The 17418-nt window shown below is 74.6% G+C and carries 13 protein-coding genes; 1 reads left to right on the top strand and 12 read right to left on the bottom strand.

Annotated features, from left to right (window positions below; all coding sequences use genetic code 11):
* Positions 1-41 precede the first annotated feature (41 nt).
* The 9 genes from VFR90_RS15080 to VFR90_RS15040 all read right to left on the bottom strand — a co-directional run bounded on the left by VFR90_RS15080 (position 42) and on the right by VFR90_RS15040 (position 9741).
* On the bottom strand, positions 42-1688 hold the full coding sequence (locus VFR90_RS15080; RefSeq protein WP_326406970.1) for an FAD-dependent oxidoreductase: 1647 nt from the start codon (positions 1686-1688) through the stop codon (positions 42-44).
* 67 nt (positions 1689-1755) lie between these two features.
* Positions 1756-3354 (bottom strand): polyamine aminopropyltransferase, encoded by a 1599-nt coding sequence (locus tag VFR90_RS15075; protein WP_326406969.1) that lies wholly within the window; start codon positions 3352-3354, stop codon positions 1756-1758.
* A 28-nt stretch (positions 3355-3382) separates the two neighbouring features.
* The gene (locus tag VFR90_RS15070) at positions 3383-3928 is read right to left on the bottom strand and encodes a DUF3299 domain-containing protein (protein WP_326406968.1); all 546 of its coding nucleotides are present in this window, start codon (positions 3926-3928) and stop codon (positions 3383-3385) included.
* Between the two features lie 10 nt (positions 3929-3938).
* Positions 3939-5201 carry an ABC transporter permease gene (locus VFR90_RS15065; RefSeq protein ID WP_326406967.1) on the bottom strand — a complete coding sequence of 421 codons (1263 nt, stop codon included), beginning with the start codon at positions 5199-5201 and terminating at the stop codon, positions 3939-3941.
* Positions 5198-5875 carry an ATP-binding cassette domain-containing protein gene (locus VFR90_RS15060; RefSeq protein ID WP_326407123.1) on the bottom strand — a complete coding sequence of 226 codons (678 nt, stop codon included), beginning with the start codon at positions 5873-5875 and terminating at the stop codon, positions 5198-5200. Before VFR90_RS15060 ends, VFR90_RS15065 begins: the two co-directional genes overlap by 4 nt.
* A gap of 119 nt (positions 5876-5994) precedes the next feature.
* Positions 5995-6528 (bottom strand): ZrgA family zinc uptake protein, encoded by a 534-nt coding sequence (locus VFR90_RS15055; protein ID WP_326406966.1) that lies wholly within the window; start codon positions 6526-6528, stop codon positions 5995-5997.
* Between the two features lie 142 nt (positions 6529-6670).
* Positions 6671-6889, bottom strand: coding sequence for a DUF350 domain-containing protein (locus tag VFR90_RS15050; RefSeq protein WP_326407122.1), 219 nt, complete (start codon positions 6887-6889; stop codon positions 6671-6673).
* Between the two features lie 43 nt (positions 6890-6932).
* Positions 6933-8627 carry a DUF4178 domain-containing protein gene (locus VFR90_RS15045; RefSeq protein ID WP_326406965.1) on the bottom strand — a complete coding sequence of 565 codons (1695 nt, stop codon included), beginning with the start codon at positions 8625-8627 and terminating at the stop codon, positions 6933-6935.
* Between the two features lie 64 nt (positions 8628-8691).
* A complete protein-coding gene (locus tag VFR90_RS15040) occupies positions 8692-9741 on the bottom strand; it encodes an SPFH domain-containing protein (RefSeq protein ID WP_326406964.1) in 1050 nt (349 codons plus the stop codon).
* A 108-nt stretch (positions 9742-9849) separates the two neighbouring features.
* On the opposite strand from VFR90_RS15040, the gene VFR90_RS15035 reads away from it, so the two are divergent.
* Positions 9850-11139 carry an FAD-dependent monooxygenase gene (locus VFR90_RS15035; protein WP_326406963.1) on the top strand — a complete coding sequence of 430 codons (1290 nt, stop codon included), beginning with the start codon at positions 9850-9852 and terminating at the stop codon, positions 11137-11139.
* A 45-nt stretch (positions 11140-11184) separates the two neighbouring features.
* Here VFR90_RS15035 and VFR90_RS15030 read toward each other — a convergent pair whose 3' ends face one another.
* The 3 genes from VFR90_RS15030 to VFR90_RS15020 are packed head-to-tail and all read right to left on the bottom strand — an operon-like array spanning position 11185 to position 17255.
* Positions 11185-12066: a hypothetical protein gene (locus VFR90_RS15030; protein ID WP_326406962.1), complete on the bottom strand. Its 882-nt coding sequence runs from the start codon at positions 12064-12066 to the stop codon at positions 11185-11187.
* A gap of 3 nt (positions 12067-12069) precedes the next feature.
* Positions 12070-12909 (bottom strand): carbon-nitrogen hydrolase family protein, encoded by an 840-nt coding sequence (locus VFR90_RS15025; protein WP_326406961.1) that lies wholly within the window; start codon positions 12907-12909, stop codon positions 12070-12072.
* Positions 12906-17255: a YhdP family phospholipid transporter gene (locus VFR90_RS15020; protein ID WP_326406960.1), complete on the bottom strand. Its 4350-nt coding sequence runs from the start codon at positions 17253-17255 to the stop codon at positions 12906-12908. Before VFR90_RS15020 ends, VFR90_RS15025 begins: the two co-directional genes overlap by 4 nt.
* Between the last annotated feature and the right edge of the window lie 163 nt (positions 17256-17418).

Raw genomic sequence — 17418 nt, 5'->3', positions numbered from 1 at the left:
GGCACCGTTGTGACGGCCGGCGCTGGCCCCGCTGCGGCCACTCAAAGAATTGCAGCAGCTTGCATGCCCGCCAAGTGGCCGCGGGTGAAGGCTTCCTCGAACACCGAATAGCCGGACAGGTCGGCATGCGCGAACTGCAGCCGCCCGACCGGCTCGGCCAGCGCCGCCAGCGCCGCGCTGCCGCGCAGGCCGGGCCGGGGCAGCAGCATGGCGTGGCCGTAGCGCGTCGAATCGATCCGCGCCGTCTTGGCGGCGATGTCCGGATGCGCGGCGGCCAGATCGGACAGCACCGCGTCGCGCCAGTGCGGCCAGGGCGCGTCGAGCAACCGGGCGCGCTGCGCGCGCAGCTCCTGCACCGAATGACCACCGAGCGCCCAGTAGTGGGTCAGCACCGTCGGCCCGGGGACCGAGCGCAGCGCCTGGTGCTGGGCATCGACGTAGCCGAGCGCCGCGCTGCCGGCGATCACGTTGTCCCAGGCCGGCGGCGCGCCGAGCAGTCGGTCGGCCAGCGGCGCGCGCAGCTGCAGGTTGGTGACGAGCCAGGGCGCGTACTGCAGCCGCGGCAGCAGCGCGGCCAGCGGCGCCGGCAGCGGATCGACGATGCGCGCGGCGACGAACAAGGGCGCCGCGACGATCACCCGCCGCGCGACCCAGCGCTCGGTGCGCCCTTCGCCCGCCTGCCGGGCGTGCAGCTCGACCTCGCGCCGCGCCGGCGCGATGCGGGTGACGAGCCGCCCGGCAAGCAGCCGGTCGCCCAGCGTCGCCGCGAGCCGCTCGGCCAGGTGCGCGTTGCCTTCCGGCCAGGTCAGCACGCCGTCGCTGCCGCCGCCGTCGTCCTCGCCGGGGGCGTGGAAGCCGTGCCGGCTCGCGAAGTAGTGCAGCCCGGCCCAGGCCGAGACCATCGCCGTCCCGGCGCCGTAGTCGTCGCGGCAGGCGTAGTCGAGGTGGCCGAGCAGCAGCGGATCGTCGTAGCCGCGCGCGGCGAGCCACGCCGCGAAGCTCTGCGCGTCAAGCGCCGCGAGGCCCGGGCTCCAGCGGCTGCGCAGCGTGGGCATCGCGAAGCTCAGTTCGGCCTGCACGCCGCGCAGTTCGGCGGCAAAGCGACGCAGCTGGGCGAGCGTCGCCGCGCTCGCCCCTTCGAGCGGCAACAGGCCCTCGTGCCAGCGTCCGGCGGCGGCGCCGTCGGTCCCGGCCTCGCGCACGAACACACGCTCCTGCGGCGCATGCACCAGCTGGCGTTCGTCGTAGACGGTGCGGCCGAACGCGCTGCGCGCGATGCCCAGCTCGTGCAGCAGCTCGCTGACCTCGCGCGCCTCGGGCCCCGGCAGCGGCAGGTAGTGCGCCCCGAGCGGGCAGCGCAGGCCGGCCATCGTGTGGCCGCGGGCGTTGCCGCCGGGGCGGTCTTCGAGCTCGAACAGCCGGAAGTCGTCGACGCCGGACCGCGTCAATGCCCGCGCCGCCGCGAGCCCGGCAATGCCGCCGCCGACGATCGCGACCGCGCAGCGGCGTGCCGGCGCGCCGGCGTCGGTCGCGCCGGCCGGCTCGCGCAGCCGGTGGCCGCGATCGACCGCGGCGCCGGCCCAGCCGCCGGGGATCTCGGCCGCCTCGCGCACGCAGCCGGCCAGCGCCAGCGCCGACGACGCAAGCCCCGCGCCCAGCAGCGAACGGCGCGCGATGCGCTCGTTCACACCGGCCTCCCGCGCGCCGCGGTCCGCCGCGGTGCGCGAGACCTCGCCTTCGCGAAACGCTCGCCGCTCATTCGCGCGCCTTGCCCCACTCCTGCTCGAAGGTGTGCACCAGTTCCTGCGTGCTGAGCCGGTTCGGCTCGGCCTCGACGCGCGCCATGTCGGCGGGAAAGTCGAACAGCGCCGGCAGGCCCGCCGGCGCGAGGAAGCGCAGCCCCGCGGGCAGCCGCTCGCGCATCGCGGCGGCCGCCAGCGGCCGGCGGCTCGCGATCACGAAGCCCCACTCGCCGAAGCTCGGCACGTGCGCGTGGTAGGGCGTGGCCTGCAGGCCCGCCGCTTCGACGGTGCTCACCACCGTCCAGAAGCTCTTGCGCGCGATCAGCGGCGAGGTGGTCTGGATCACCGCGTAGCCGGAGGCGGCGAGCCGGCTGGCCAGCAGTTCATAGAAGCTCGTGGAATAGAGCTTGCCGATCGCGTGGTTCGACGGGTCGGGGAAATCGGCGACGACGATGTCGAAGGTCTCGTCGCTCGCCGCCGTGCGGTCGAGCCAGACGAAGGCGTCGTCGTTGACGATCCGCAGCTTCGGCGACGCCAGCGCCGCGCCGTTGAGCGCGACGAGCCGCGGCTCGGTGGCGAACAGGCGCGTCATCGCCGGGTCCAGCTCGACCAGCGTCACCTGTTCGACCGACGGGTGCTTCAGCACCTCGCGCACCGCCATGCCGTCGCCGCCGCCGAGCACCAGCACGCGCTTCGGCGCGCCGTGCGCGGCCATCACCGGATGCACCAGCGACTCGTGGTAGCGGTACTCGTCGCGCGAATGGAACTGCAGGTTGCCGTTCAGGTAGAGCTTGACGCCCTGCGCACCGGCGGTGACCACCACGCGCTGGTAGGCCGAGGTCTCGCTGAAGACGATGGGCTCGCCGTAGAAGCGGTCTTCGCTCCAGGTGGTGAGGCGATCCGCCAGCGCGAAGGCCAGCAGCAGCACGCCGATCACCGCGGCGCAGGCCAGCGCGTGCGAGCGCCACGCGCGCAGCTCGCCACGGAACAGCCACAGCGCCCACACCGCGACCGCCGCGTTCAGGAGGCCGAAGAACAGCCCCGTGCGCACCAGCCCGAGGTGCGGCACCAGCAGCAGCGGGAAGGCGACCGAGACCGCGAGCGCGCCGAGGTAGTCGAAGGTCAGCACCTGCGAGACCAGCTCCTTCAACGCCCAGCGCTCGGCGAACTGGCGCTTGAGGATGCGCATCACCAGCGGGATCTCGAGCCCGACCAGCACGCCCACCACCAGCACCAGCGCGTACAGCAGCACCCGGAACGGCGCGGTCGCCGCGACCGGCAGCAGGCTGTGCGCGACGAACAGCCCGGCCGGCATCAGCCCGCCGATCAACCCGACCAGCAGCTCGATGCGCAGGAAGTTCGCGATGAGCTGCCGCTCGACGTACTTCGACAGCCACGAGCCGATGCCCATCGCGAACAAGTAGGCGCCGATCACCGTGCTGAACTGCAGCACCGAATCGCCGAGCAGGTAGCTCGCCAGCGCGCCGGCTGCGAGCTCGTAGACCAGCCCGCAGGCCGCGACGACGAACACCGACGCCAGCAGCGCCAGCTCGGCCGGCCGCACGCCGCCGCTGGCGGCCGCGTCGATCGCGGCGGGGTGGGTCGAGGACATCGGCGCCGAGGGTAGCGCGCGCGTGTCGCTACCTTGCCGGCTCCGGCGCCACGTAGGGCTCGACGTTCGCCGCGTCGATGCGGTAGCCGGTCGCACCCATCGCGGTGTCGCCGCGTTGCGTGCGGATCGCGCCGCGCACGGTGACGACGTCCATCGAGCGCAGCCCCTTCGCGGCCTTCGCGGGCAGCACGTGGACGATCTGGTTCGCAGGCGGCGGCGGGCTGTGGATGCAGGCGCCGAAGTAGGGCACGAGCAGGAACTCGCGCAGTTCGCCGCGCGACTGTTCGAGCGGCACGACGTAGCCGGAGAGCTGCACCGGCGTGCCGTCGAGCTCGGGCCGCGTCGGCGCGCGGTCCCAGACTTCGCGCAGCTCCCGCATCATCTCCAGCACGCGCGGGTCGCTGTCGCTGAGCAGGCCGGCGGTGGGCGGGCGCTTGAAGCCGGCCATCGGGTCCCAGCCCTTCGGAATCAACTGGTCCCAGGGCGTGTCCTTCGGCGCTTGCGCCTGCGCCTGGGTGGCAGCGGCGCAGGCCAGCGTCGCGGCGAGGAACAGTCGGCGGTCGATCGTCTTCATGGCATCGCTCTCATATGGCGGGCGCCAGCCCGTCGGCCAGCGAAAGCCGGTAGGCGCGCCAGGCCGGCACCAGGCTCGCCAGGAGCCCGGCGGCGAGCATCGACGCGACGATCGCGAGCGGCGTCGCGCCGGCCTCGGCGAGGCCCAGCGTGACACCGTAGCGGCCCTGCAGCCAGGGCCCGAGCGCGGCGAGCGCGACGAGGTGCGCGACGAGGCCCAGCACGACCCCGACGGCCGTGACGGCCAGGCCTTCGGCCAGCAGCAGCGCCAGCACGTCGCGCGGCGCCGCGCCGACGGCGCGCAGGATCGCCAGCTCGCGCCGGCGCGCGTCGAGCCCGGCGGCGATCACCGCGACCATGCCGGCCAGGCTCACCAGCGCGACCAGCGCCGAGGCGACCGCGAGCGCACGCTCGGCGCCGCCGACCAGCTCCCACAGTTCGTCGAGCGCGACGCCGGGCAGCACCGCGAGCAGGGGCTCGGCGCGGTAGTTGTTGACGAAGCGCTGCACCGAGAACACCGCGGCGCGCTGCTTCAGGCCAACGAGCGCGGCCGTCGCGCTGCGCGGCTGCAGCGAGGCGGCATCGACGGGCAGCGCCATCGACGCCGGCAGGCCGAAGGCGCTGCCGGCATGCAAGGCCTCCATCGCCTCGAGCCGGATGTGCACCGAGCGATCGACCGGCGTGCCGGTGCGCGCCAGCGCGCCGACGACCGTGAACGGCTGCTGCGCGTGATCGTTGCCGGGCAGCGCGCCGTCGCCATGGCTCAGCACGATGCGCTGGCCCTCGCGGTAGCCGAGCTTCGACGCGACTTCGGCGCCGACCACCGCCTCGTACAGACCGCCCGGCATGGCGCCGAAGACGCGGCCCGTCGCGAGCGCGAGCGGCTGCCGGTCGCCGTGGCGGAAGTGCTCGAAATAGCCGTCGCCGGTGCCGACGACCGGAAAGCCGCGATGGCTGTCGCCCAGCGCGATCGGCACGAGCCAGGCGACCTGCGGCAGCGCCTCGATCGCGCGCAGGCTCGCCATGCCGACGTTGTTCGTCGGCGCGCCGATGCGGAACACCGCGTAGAGCATCAGCGGCACGCTGCCGCCGCGCGCGCCGACGACGAGGTCGGTGCCCGAGACCGCCGCGCCGAAGCTCGCGCGCATGTCGGCGCGCAGCCGCTCCAGGCTCAGCAGCAGGAAGGCGGCGAGCGCGATGGACGCGACCGTGAGCGCGAGCACGAAGCGCCGGCTCCAGGCGCTGCGCAGCGCCAGCACGAGATTCGCGCTCATCGCCCGGCCGCGTTCAGCGCGCGCAGATCGAGCCGCTGCGCGAAGCGCGCCGCGAGCCGCGCGTCGTGGCTCACGAAGACGAGCGCGGCGCCGGCCTGCGCGCAGGCGGCGAGCAGCAGCGCCATGAAGTCCTCGCGGCGGTCTTCGTCGAGCGCGGAGGTCGGCTCGTCGGCGAGCACCAGCTCGGGCGTGCCGATCAGCGCGCGCGCCGCGGCGACGCGCTGCTGCTGGCCGACCGAGAGCCGCGCGGCGGGGCGGCGATGCAGCGCGGCGTCGAGCCCCATCGCGTCGAGCAGCCGCCGCGCCGCGTCGGCCGGGCTGCCGTGCTGCTGCGTCGCGCGCTGCGCGCGTCGCTTCGAATAGCGGCACGGCAGCAGCACGTTGTCGAGCACCGAGAGGTAGCCGAGCAGGTTGAACTGCTGGAACACCAGGCCGACATGGTCGGCGCGGCGGCGGTCGCGGCGCGCCGGCGCGAGGCCCGCCCAGTCCTCCCCGAGCACCGCGACGCGGCCGGCCGTCGCGGTGCGCACGCCCGCGAGCAACGCGAGCAGCGTGCTCTTGCCGCTGCCGCTCGCGCCTTGCAGGAAGACCTGGGCGCCGGGCGCGATGCGCCAGTCGGCGATGTCGAGCAGCGGCTCGGCCGCGCCGGGCCACGCGAAACGCAGGCGGTCGATCTCGACGGCGCAGGATCGTGTTCCGTTCTTCGCGTCGCGCGGCGCCTCGCGCGCCGAAGCGGCGCCCGCAGCGCGCGCTGCCGGCCCGGCCGGCGCGCCCGCACCGGTCGATGGAGGCACTACCTCGGCCACGTCAACTTCGGCGCCGCGCGCTTCGCCGACTGCCGGCGCTGCCCCTTCTCGCCGACGATCTGCGCCTCGATGCGGCCGATGCGCGGGAAGGCGGCCATCAACGGCAGCTCGATCTGCGCGAGCCGCGCCGGCTGCAGACAGCGGAAGCTGTAGGTCGCATCAAGGTCGGCATGCGCGTCGGCCGTGGCCGGCTCCGGCGCCGCGCCGAGGCCCAGCACCGGCGAGACCAGCGTCACGTCGCTGCGCTCGCATTGCGCGGCCGCGTCGGGGCGGACGATCTCGGTCTCGCGCCGCAAGACGTCGATCGCCCTGTCGGCGGCCTGCTTCTCGGCGGCGTTGCGCGGCGCGCGCTCGAAGCCGAGCAGGCTGTCGAGCGGCAGCGTGAAAGTCAGCGTCAGCGCCTCGCCTTCGAGCGCCGCGGCAAGCCGGGCAACGCCGTGCTCGTGCGGCGGCGCGGCGTACGCCGCGAAGGCGGTACTCCATGCGAGCGCAAGCGCTGCGCCGCGCAGGCCGTCATTCATCGTCCGTGCCACGGAGCCTCCGGGGATGTGCAGCGGCATGCAGACCCGCCGCGCCGAGGCGCGGTTCCACGCCGGCCGCAAGCCGCCGGCGCCGTCGTCGGGCCCGGGGGCGGGCGATGGGGCGGCGAGGCTCACCATGCCGTCAATGGATCGCCGCCGCCACGATCAGCCCGATCGCGATGCACATCGCGGCGACCACCAGCGCGAGCGCGAGGTTCTTCTTCTCGACGATCTCGCCCCACAGGTCGTAGGGCGTGAGCTTGTCGATGATCACGAAGCAGATCCAGAAGATCAGCACGCCGATCAGCGCGTACAGCATGGAGCCGAAGAAGACGGCCGGCTTCAACCATTCGATGCCCATCATGGTCTTGCTCCTTGTCGAGGGTCGTGATTTCGATGCGTGGCTACTTGTGCCCGCCGCCGCCGCCGAAGCCCCCGAAGGAGCCGCCGCCGGAGCGGCCGACGTAGCCGCCGCTGCCCGCGCTGCGCGCGCACTGCTGGTACTCGTTGCTCGCTGCGCCGAAGGTGCGGCGCAGCTCGTCGCAGTCGTCGCGGCTGCTGCAGCGCGCGAACGAGAACACCAGCGCGAGCAGCAGCAGCACGATGAAGATGGCCGGCAAAGCGCCGATGCCGGCCTTCGACGTCGGCTGCGCGTCGCGCTTCATCGCCGCGGCGCTGGTGTCGGCGAGCTTGAAGGCCTTCATCAGCAGGGCCGCGTCGATCGGCTCGCCGGCCGACCAGGTGACTTCCGAGTCGCCGCCGTCGCCCGTCTGCTCGCGGTTCAGCTTCCTGCCCTTCGGGCCGGCGTAGTCGGTGTTCGACGTGCGCTGCCCGCGTTCGAGCTTCCAGTAGAACTCGCCGAGCACGTAGGTGATCTGGCCGGTGTAGCGGTCGGTCTCGCGGTAGGTCTCGCCGCGCCACCGCGCGCTGCTCTTGCCGCCGAAGCCGATGCCGCCGATCTGCGGGGCGCCGGTGATCGGCTTGACCCAGCTCCAGCCGTCGTCGGCGTCGACAAGGAAGGCGAAGCCGCTCTTCGCGTTGAACAGCAGGTACTCGCGCCAGAAGTACTGCTCGTCGTCTTCGGGCCCCGGCACCGTGCAACGCTCGACGTAGCCGACGACCTGCCAGCTCGTCGGGCCGCCCGGCCCGAGCGCGAGCACGCCGACCGCGCCGAGCGGAATCAGCGGCGTGCCGCCTTCGGCTTCGGTGGTGTCCTGCGCGTAGTGCGCGAGCTCGGCGCCGACGCCCTGCGACACGTCGACGACCGACTTGCACTGGGGGCAGGTGATCGACTGCGTCGTCGCGAGCCTGACCTCGATCGACGCGCCGCAGCTCGGGCAGTTGAGCGTGCGGCCGGCGAGCGACCGGCTGCTTTCCTCGGCGCGCAGGCCGCTCATCGCGAGATCGGGCAGGCGCACGCCGCGGCCGACCGTCCAGCGCGCGGACGCACGAGGGCCCGGGCTTTCGCCCGGGCGGGGCTTCGGCCCGGCGCCGAGGTTGAGGCCCTGCGGCGGGTATTCGAGGCTCGCGACCTCGTCGTTCCCGTTGCGCAGCTCCGCGACGACGAAGGCGCGTTCGAGCGCGGGCACGAAAGGCAGCTCGCCCTCGGCGGCGCCAAGGCGGGCGGTGGTGATGCTCGCGACCGTCCAGCCGCCGCCGGCCACCGCGAGGCGGGCGCCGACGCGCAGGGCCTCGGCGGCCGGCAGGCCGTCGGGCATCGGCGCCTCGAAGCCGAAGACGTAGCCGCCGTTGTCTTCGCTCAGCCAGCCGCGCCTGGGCTCGCCGTTGTCGCCCGCGCCGTCGAACAGCGCATGCCACTCGTTCCACGAGCCGCCGGCGTAGCGCACCTGCAGGCGACCGACCAGCGTGAAGGCCGCGCCCTGGTACCGCCCGCTCGCGCCGAGCGCCAGCGGGCTGTGGTCCTCGAACAGATCGGCGCTCTTGCCGATGCGCCTTAGGTCGTCGCCCTCGCGGACCAGCGTGCTCTTGCAGAAGCTGCAGACGGCGAGCGCCGACGCCGCCGAGCGGAACTCGACCGGCGCGCCGCAGTTGGGGCAGGCGGCGCGGTAGGCGCGTTGCGATGACGGCTCGGTGGCCAAAGGCTTGTGCTTGTTCTGCGCCTCTTGCCGCCGCGTCCTCCCGGCAGCGGCAAGACGGGTCGGCTCAGACCAGCTTCTTCAACAATTCGGCCTTCTTCGCGCTGAACTCCTCGTCGCTGAGGATGCCCTTGGCCTTCAGCTCGGCGAGCTTCTCGATCGTCGCCATCACCTGGTCGGGCGCGATCGCCGCCGGCGCGGCCGGCTGCTGGGGCGCCGAGGCAGCGCCGCCGCCCTGCAGGCCCTGCTGGAGGTTCTGCGCGAGCACCTGCCCGAGCGCGACGCCGGCGCCGAGCCCCATCGCGTCGCCCGCGATGCCCGATCCACCGCCCGCGCCGCCGCCCTCGGCGAACTTCGGGATCGCCTGCGCCGTCTGGTACTGCATGAACTTGCCCATGTCGCCGCCGACCATGCCCATGCCGATCTTCTGGTCGAGGATCTTCTGCAGCTCCTCGGGCAGCGAGACGTTCTGCACCGTCACGCCTTCGAGCTTCAGGCCGAGCCGCTCGAACGCCGGCGCGGTGACCGTCGCGAGCTGCTGCGCGAACTCGACCTGGTTCGCGGCCAGGTCGAGGAACGGGATGCCCGCCGAGGCCACCGCATCCGAGATGTGCTGGAGCATCAGCGCGCGCAGCTGGCCGTCGAGCTCGGCGACCGTGTAGCGGTCGCGGGTGCCCGAGATCTCGGTGTGGAAGAGCTTCGGGTCGGCGATGCGGTAGGCGTAGTTGCCGAAGGCGCGCAGGCGCACCGCGCCGAAGTCCTTGTCGCGGATCGTCACCGGCTGGCTGGTGCCCCAGCGCTGGTCGATCTGCTGGCGCGTGCTGAAGAAGTAGACGTCGCTCTTGAAGGGACTCTGGAACAGCTTGTCCCAGTTGCGCAGGTAGGTGAGCACCGGCAGCGTCTGCGTCGTCAGCTTGTACATGCCGGGGCCGAAGACGTCGGCCACCTTGCCCTCGTTGACGAACACCGCCATCTGGCTTTCGCGCACCGTCAGCGAGCCGCCGTACTGGATCTCGTTGCCGGCCATCGGGTAGCGCCAGGCCAGCGTGCCGTCGCCCTCTTCGGTCCATTCGAGGATGTCGATGAACTGCTTCTTGATGAAATCCATCAGCGCCATGGCGGGCCTCCGAGCGAATGTCGAGAAAGCGGGGAAGACAGGGGTGCGGCGGTGACCGCGACGGCATCATAGGGCGCGGTTTTCGCGCGCCTGCCCCCTCCACCGCCCATGCAAGCTGCTGCCTTCTCCATCGCGATCGTCGGTGCCGGCCCGGTCGGGCTCGCGCTCGCGCTGCAGGCCGCGGGCGCCCTGCCGCAGGCCTCGATCGCGGTGTTCGACAAGCGCGTGGCCGCGCAGGACGTGGCCGGTGATCCGCGCACGCTCGCGCTCTCGCTGGGCAGCGTGCAGCAGCTCGAGCGCCTGGGCGCCTGGCCGCGCATCGAGCCGCGCGCCTGCGCGATCGGCGCGGTGCACGTCTCGCAGCGGCAGCCGTCGATGCTGGCGAGCTTCGCGGCGACGCTCGGCGTCGCCAAGCCGGCGAACGCGGTGCGGATCACCGCGGCCGACTGCGGCGTCGAGCTGCTCGGCGCGGTCGCGAGCTACGGCGCGATCGTCGCGCCGCTGCAGGCGGCGTGGCTGGATGCGGTCGCGCGCGAGCCGCAGCGGCTGGCCGCGCGTTTCGGCCAGGCCGTCGCGGCGCTGAAGCCGCTGGCCCGCGGCGTGGAGATCGACGCGGGGATCGCCGAGCGCTTCGATCTCGCGGTCGTCGCCGAAGGCGGCGTGTTCTCGGCGCAGGGCGCGAAATCGCTCGACACCTCCGGGCGCCGCACGCTGCGGCACGACTACCGGCAGACGGCCTGGGTCGGCCAGGTGACGCTCGATCGCGTCGCGGCCGACGAGCCGGGCACCGCCTACGAGCGCTTCACGCCGCACGGCCCCGCGGCGCTGTTGCCGCTGCCCGGCGACGAGGGCGGCCGCGCCCGCGCGGCGCTGGTCTGGTGCGTCGATGCGGCCGACGACCCGGTGCGTTCGCTCGACGCGGCACAGCGCCTCGCGGTGCTCAACAGCCTGTTCCCCGCGGAGGCCGGGCGCATCGTCGCGGTCAGCGCGCTGAAGGATTTCGCGCTCGGCCTCGATGCGCAGCGCTCGCTGGTGGATGCGGGCGCGCCGATCGTGCGCATCGGCAACGCGGCGCAGACGCTGCACCCGGTCGCCGGCCAGGGCCTGAACCTGGGGCTGCGCGACGCGCACGCGCTGGTCGAGGCGCTGGCCGATGCGGCGCGTGCGCTGCGTTCGACCACGGGCCCGATCGACCTGCGCTCGGCGCTCGCGCGCGTCGAGCGCGAGCGCGCGCCGGACCGCTGGGCGCTGATCGCCGCGACCGATTTCCTCGCCCGCAGCTTCACCTGGCAGCTACCCGGCCTCGCCAGCGCGCGCGGGCTCGGGCTGCTCGCGCTGCAATCGTTCGGGCCGGCCAAGCGCGCGCTCGCGCAGCGGATGATGTTCGGGCTGCGCTGAGCCCGGCGCGCCGACGGCGCCGAGCCGGTGTCGGCCCGCGCGAAGCTAGCGCGCCTCGCCGAACGCGCGCTTCAGCAGCGCGAGCAGCACCCACAGCGTCACCAGCGGCAGCACCAGCGTCTGCATCGCGAACACCACGATCAGGCCGACGACGTGGCGCACCGCGTCGTTCGCGACGCGCTGCCACTGTTCGAGCCGCGATTCGGGCGGCGGCGCCTCGGGCCGGCCTTCGTTCCCCGATGCGGCCGGCTGCGACCACCAGCGCTTCAGCCGCTCGAGCGTGCCCGGCTCGTTCGCGGCCGGCTCGGCCGCCGGCGGCGCCAGTTCGCGCAGGCGGCCGGCCGAGGCCTCGAGCGCGCGCTGGCCGCCGGCATAGTCGTCGGCCATGAAGGCCCGGAAGCCGGCATCGGCACCGAGCACCGCCAGCGGCAGCGCGAAGCGCAGCAACAGCAGCACGACGACGACGCGCGTCAGCAGCCCCGGCAGCACGCCCTGCGGGCGATCGCCGGACGCGGCCCGCCAGCGCCACGCGACCCACGCGACCACGGCCACGCTCGTCAAGGCCGAAAGCACCCAATGCGCGCCGGCCGCGATCAGCAGCTTCTGCACGCCGAAGGCCACGCTGGCCGCGAGCATCAGGCCGCAGAACTGCTCGATCAGGTCGTTGACCGGATCGAGCGCCTCGCCCGGCGCGAGCGTCACGCCCACGCCCAGCGGCTGCAGCGACAGCTCGGTGCCCTGCGCCGCCGACACGACCGCATCGAGCACGCGGCCGGTCGCGAAGCTCGCGAGCGCGCGCTGCAGGCCGGCATCGACGCGCCGCTCGGCCGCCGCGTCGGGCGTGAGCCACCACGCACCGGCCAGCACCGCCAGCGCGAACGCGATCAGCAGCGGCCGGCGCCAGCGGTCCACCGGCATCGCGTCCAACGCTCAGAGCCTGCGGTGCGCGAGCGCCGGCAGCTGCGTGCGCACCGCCTGCAGGCGCGCGGCATCGAGCTCGGCGACGACGACGCCCGGCCCGTCCTCCGCGCGCACCGCCATCAGCTCGCCCCAGGGCCCGACCGCAAGGCTGTGGCCCCAGGTGCGCCGGCCGTTCTCGTGGCGGCCGCCCTGCGCCGGCGCGAGCACGTAGCACTGGTTCTCGACCGCGCGCGCGCGCAGCAGCAGCTCCCAGTGCGCCTCGCCGGTGGGGTAGGTGAAGGCCGCCGGCACCAGCAGCAGGTCGCAGGCGCCTTCGGCCGCCGACGACAGCGCGCGGTACAGCTCCGGGAAGCGCAGGTCGTAGCAGACCGACAGCCCGATGCGCCAAGCGCGGCCGCCGCGGTCGGTCAGCGTGAACGCGGTCGGCGTCGTCCCGGCCGCCAGCGTCGCGGCCTCGTCGTAGCGGCGCTCGCCGTCGTCGAAGCGGAACAGGTGGATCTTGTCGTAGCGCGCGACGCGCTCGCCGCGCGGGTCAAACACCAGCGTGGTGTTGCGCGCGTGGTCGGCGTCGCCGTCGATGCCGTCGTCGCGCAACGGCAGCGTCCCGCCGGCCAGCCACACGCGGTGCTCGCGTGCGGCGTCGGCCAAGGCGCGCTGGATCGGCCCGTCGCCCAGCGGCTCGGCATGCGCGAGCTTGTCGCGGTCGTGCTCGCCCATCAGGCAGAAGTACTCGGGCAGCGCGACCAGCTCGGCGCCGGCGCGCGCCGCCTCGGCGATGCGTTCGCGCGCCTGCGCGAGGTTGTCGGCGACGCGCGGCGTCGAGCACATCTGGACGGCGGCGACCTTCATCGGGGAGTCTCCTTCGGCTCGGGTGGATGCGTGGGCGCGGCCTCGTCGGCGAGCGGGGCGGCGCGCGTGCGCTCGATGCGTTCGACCTTCGGCTCGGCCCACGGCCCGGTGACGTGGAACTCGCGCGTGCCGGCCTCGATCAGCGGCCGGCGCAGGAACAGCTGCGCGAGGAAGGAGCCGATGCCGACCGCCGGGTTGATCGCGGCGACCGCGAGCGAGGCCGCGCCCGCGTTGATCTCGGGCACGACCCAGACGTGCAGGTCCTGCGTCTCGCGGCCGAGGTCGGCGCGGCCTTCCATCAGCACCGTCGCCTGCACGCCCTTCATGCGCAGGTTGCGGGTGCGCGCCAGGCCTTCGGCGATCTCGACGTCGCCCTGCACGCTGTCGAACGCGAAGCCCTGCTCGAACACGTCGCGGAAGTCGAACAGCAGCCGCCGCGGCAGCGATTGCAGGCTCAGCACGCCGAGCAGCTTCGCGATGCCCGGGTCGGCCTTCAGGAACTGGCCCTGCGCGAACTCGGCATGCACCGTGCCGGCGAGGCTGGGGTAGTCGATCGACAGCGGCGAGCCGCTCCACTGCAGCTGGCCAGCGAGCGAGCCCTGCGCGCCCTTGATCACGTCCGGCTGGCCCAGCCGCGCGAGCAGCGCGGCGCCGTCGGTGACGTCGAGCTTGAAGTCCATCAGCGCGCGCCGCTTGTTGCCCGCGCCGGCGGCCCAGCGCCCGCTCGCGTTCAGCTGCGCGCCGGGCAGGCCCACGCGCAGCCGGTTCAGCGTCCATTCGCCCGGGCCGGCGGCCGCGTCGCCGTCTGCAGCGCGGTTGACCGCTTCGACCTCGACGCGGCCCAGCCGCTTGCCGTTGAGCTCGAGCTCGTCGACCGCGATGTCGAGCGCCGGCAGGCGGCTCGGCGCCGCGGGGTCGAGCAGCCGGCTCACCGTCTCGGACTCCTGCCGTGGCAGCTGCAGCCGCGCGAGCCGCGCCGAAAGCCGGCCCTCGGCGCCGCCGCCGCGGGTGCCGGGCGCGCGGTACTCGAGCGCGCCCGCGAGCTCGGCCGCGTCGATCTCGGCGCGCCAAAGCCCTTCGTCGGCGCCGCGGCCGCGCGCGACCGTGGCCTCGACGCGATGCCAGTCGCGCGCGCCGGCGGTCAGCGTCTGCGCGTGCAGCACGACGCTGCCCGGCGCGTAGCCGCCGCTGGCGGCCGCGTTCGGTGCCGCGGCGCCGGCCGGGCCGGGCGGATCGAGCACCGCCTGCCACGCGTCGAGATCGAGCCGGTCCTGCACGACGCGCGCGGCGATCGCCTCGCTCATCGGCGGCGGCTCGTCGCCGATGCCGATCGAGCCGCGCAGCACGCGCGCGCCTTGCGGACCCGGCTCGCGCAACCACGCGGCCTGCGCGACGCGCGCGCCTTCGGCGCCGAGCTCGACGCGCAGCAGCTCGCGCGCGGCGCCCGACGCGTCGGCCACCGGGCCCAGCCGCACTTGCAGGGGCAGGCTGGCCTCGGCGCTCTTGCGCAGCGGCGCGGGCGCGTCGATCGCGGTGCCGACGAGGTTGCTCGTCAGCAGCCACTCGGGCTGGCCGCGCGGGAAGCCGAGCGCGAGCTTGTAGGCCGCCTGGCCGCTCAGCAGCGCGAGCGGCGCCGGCCCGCGGCCGGCCGCCGGCGGCTCGGCCCCGCCGCTCGTGCCGAGGAAGCGGCGCAGGCCGTCGATGCTCGCGTTGCCCTGGATCGCCAGCCGCACGCCGCTGCCGTCCGCCGCGCTGCCGCCGTCGACCGTGGCATCGCCGCCGAGCAGTCGCGCGCCGCCGGCCAGCCGGAAGCCCTGCTCGGTGAAATCGACGCGCGCGCGGGCGTTGCCGAGCACCGGGAGCTCGGGCTTGAGCCGCAGGTCGTTGCCGGCCAGCAGCACCTGGCCACGGACCTTGCTCGCGTCGATGTCGGCGAGCGGCAGTTCGAGCGCGAGCTGCAGCTCCAGCGGCGCCGCGGCCCGCTGCGGCGGCGCCTGCGCCTGCGCGAGCACGCCGCCGGTCCAGCGCTCGATCGGCGTCGCCTGGACGTAGGCCAGCGCATCGGCCAGCGGCCCGCGCCCGCTGCCTTCGAGCAGCAGCGTCGCGCCCTGCATCAGGTCGCGGATGCCGCCCTTCACGCCGCTCAGCTCGAAGCCGCCGCTGCCGACGCCCGCGAGCCGGCCCTGCAGCCGGCGCAGCTCCAGCGATTGCCGCTCGAAGATCAGCTCGCCCTTGATGTCGGTGAACGCGGGCCAGGGGCGGTCGGCGCGCGGGTCCTTCGGATCCCAGTCGGGCGCGCCGGGCTGGTAGGCGAACTGCACGCCGTCGAGCTGCGCGGCCACCCGGAACTCGCCCTTCGACGCGAGCGGCTTGCGCGCAGGCGGCGCGCTCGCGGCGAAGGGGAAATCGCGCAGGTCGCCCTTGAGCCGCACATCGACCGCGCGCAGGCCGCCGCCCTGGATCGCGCGCGACAGGTAGCCGCGCAGGTCCGCCGGCAGCCGCGCCGGCAGCCAGCGCGGGATCGCGAGCGCCTCCAGGCGCGCGAGGTTGCCGCTCAGATTGAGCAGCCCGAGCGCCGAAGTCGCGGCGTTGCGCTGCCAGCGCGCCTGCAGCTCGCCTTGCGCGTCGGCGTTCGCAAACCGCCAGTCGCTCGCGCGCAGGTCGAACGCCTCGGGCCGGCCGTCGCGGCCCGCGGTGCGCAGCCACTTCAGGCGGCCTTCGAGGCGGTCGAAGGGCAGGCGCTCGGCGTCGAACACGCCGGGCAGGTCGAGCTCGCCCTGCTTCATCGCGAGCTGCGCTTCGCCGCCGGCTTCGGTGGCGTCGAATTGCACGTCGAGCCGCCGCACGCCCGGGCGCTCGAGCTCGAGCGCGTCCGGCTCGCCGCGGCTCGCCGCCGCCAGCGCCAGCCCTTCGATGCGGCCCTTCAGCGCGTAGCTCTGCGGCGCGGCGAGCGGCCCCTGCCAGCGCGCGTCGAGGCCGCGCGCGATGCCTTCGAGCCCGAGCGCCGCGACCGCCGCGTGCGCCTCGGCGCCGACCCAGGCTGCCGGCAGGCGCTCGAACGCCTTCGCGAGCAGGCCGAGGTCGAGCCGGGGCGCCTTCAGCGCGCCGCCGGCGAGCCGGCCCTCGGCATCGAAGCGGGCGTCGAGGTCGAAGTCGGCCGGCGGCCAGACGAGGCCGTCGGCCGTCTCGAACGCGAAGCCGCGGCTGCGCAGCTCGGCCCGCACCGGGCCGCGCCACGGCGCCGGCTCGTCGGCCGGGGCGGCGAGCGCAGGTCGCGGCGCGGACGGGCCGCCGCCGACGAGCCGCGCGCCGAGCCGGCCCTCGACGCGCGCGAAGGCCAGCGGCTCGGCGGCGCCGGCCGCCTGCACCGCCACGTCGCGCAACGCGAGGTCCAGCGTCGCGGCGTCGGGCGTGCCGCGCTTCACGTCGATCCAGGCGCGCAGCGCGCCGCGGCCCTGCAGCCAGTCGATCGGCAGCGCGACGTGCGCGCGCAGCGGCGCGACGTCGAAGGCCGGCAGCTCCGCATACAGCTGGCCGCGCCAGCGGCGCCAGTCGCCGGGCCGCGCGAGCAGCGCCGTGGTGCTGCCGGCGCGGCCCGGCTCGCCCCAGCCGGCGATGGCGCCGAACAGCGGCTGCACGAATTCGCCGCGCAGCGACAGGCGTTCGCCCCAGGCGGCCGGCGGCGTCGCGTCGAGGCGCAGCCGATGCCGGCGCACGCCGTTGCGCACCACCAGATCGACCTGCTCCAGCACCAGCGGCTCGTTGGCGCGCAGCGCGTCGGTCCAGGTGACGCGGCCGTGGCGGATCGCGACTTCGTGCTGGCTGAAGAACCAGTCGGCCGCGGCACCTTCGTCGCCGCCCTGCGACGGCCCCGGCTCGAAGCCGGCGACGAGGATGCGGCCGTCGCGCTCGCGGCGCACGGACAGCTCGGCACCTTCGACCAGCAGCTGGTCGAAGCGCAGGCGCCAGCGGCCGTCCCAGCCGGGCAGCAGGGACGCCGGCGACAGCGCGGCACGCACCCGCGGCAAGGCGAGCGCGGGCGGCTCGGCGCCGGTCGCGGCGGCCGGCTGCAAAAGCCGCACGTCGCGCAGCTCGATCGCGCGGGCCCAGCGCCACGGCGATCCGGCGTCCGTGATTTCGACCGCGCCGATGCGCACTTCGACCCCGAGTGCGGCCGTCGCGCGGCGTTCCAGCTCGGGACGCCAATGTTCGATGCGCGGCAGAATCGCCCACTGCAAGACGAGCCATGCGACACAGATCGAGATCGCCAGCAGCGCCGCGAGCACGAGCGCGGCGCGCGACGCCCAAGCAAGCCCGGCCAGCACGCGCCGACGCGGCTTCGGCACGGCAGCAGCGGCTGGAACGTCTGACTTCATCGGTGTGGATGGACCGGGGGCTCGGCCGGCGCGCGGCGGGCGGCTTCGCGGATCGCGTCGCTTGCGGCGCGGCCTGCGCTGCATCGGCACCGCGCCGCCCGGCCGGCCTGCCGGGACCGTAGCACACCGAAGG

Source organism: Methylibium sp., assembly GCF_035762065.1.
GTDB lineage: Bacteria > Pseudomonadota > Gammaproteobacteria > Burkholderiales > Burkholderiaceae_C > Methylibium.
This window is presented reverse-complemented; position numbering and strand designations above follow the sequence as displayed.

Excerpts from the sequence above, each read along its gene's own strand:
- VFR90_RS15075 (WP_326406969.1), bottom strand. The coding sequence starts at position 3,354 with ATGTCCTCGACCCACCCCGCCGCGATCGACGCGGCCGCCAGCGGCGGC.
- VFR90_RS15070 (WP_326406968.1), bottom strand. The coding sequence starts at position 3,928 with ATGAAGACGATCGACCGCCGACTGTTCCTCGCCGCGACGCTGGCCTGC.
- VFR90_RS15065 (WP_326406967.1), bottom strand. The coding sequence starts at position 5,201 with ATGAGCGCGAATCTCGTGCTGGCGCTGCGCAGCGCCTGGAGCCGGCGC.
- VFR90_RS15055 (WP_326406966.1), bottom strand. The coding sequence starts at position 6,528 with ATGAATGACGGCCTGCGCGGCGCAGCGCTTGCGCTCGCATGGAGTACC.
- VFR90_RS15050 (WP_326407122.1), bottom strand. The coding sequence starts at position 6,889 with ATGGGCATCGAATGGTTGAAGCCGGCCGTCTTCTTCGGCTCCATGCTG.
- VFR90_RS15040 (WP_326406964.1), bottom strand. The coding sequence starts at position 9,741 with ATGGCGCTGATGGATTTCATCAAGAAGCAGTTCATCGACATCCTCGAA.
- VFR90_RS15035 (WP_326406963.1), top strand. The coding sequence starts at position 9,850 with ATGCAAGCTGCTGCCTTCTCCATCGCGATCGTCGGTGCCGGCCCGGTC.
- VFR90_RS15025 (WP_326406961.1), bottom strand. The coding sequence starts at position 12,909 with ATGAAGGTCGCCGCCGTCCAGATGTGCTCGACGCCGCGCGTCGCCGAC.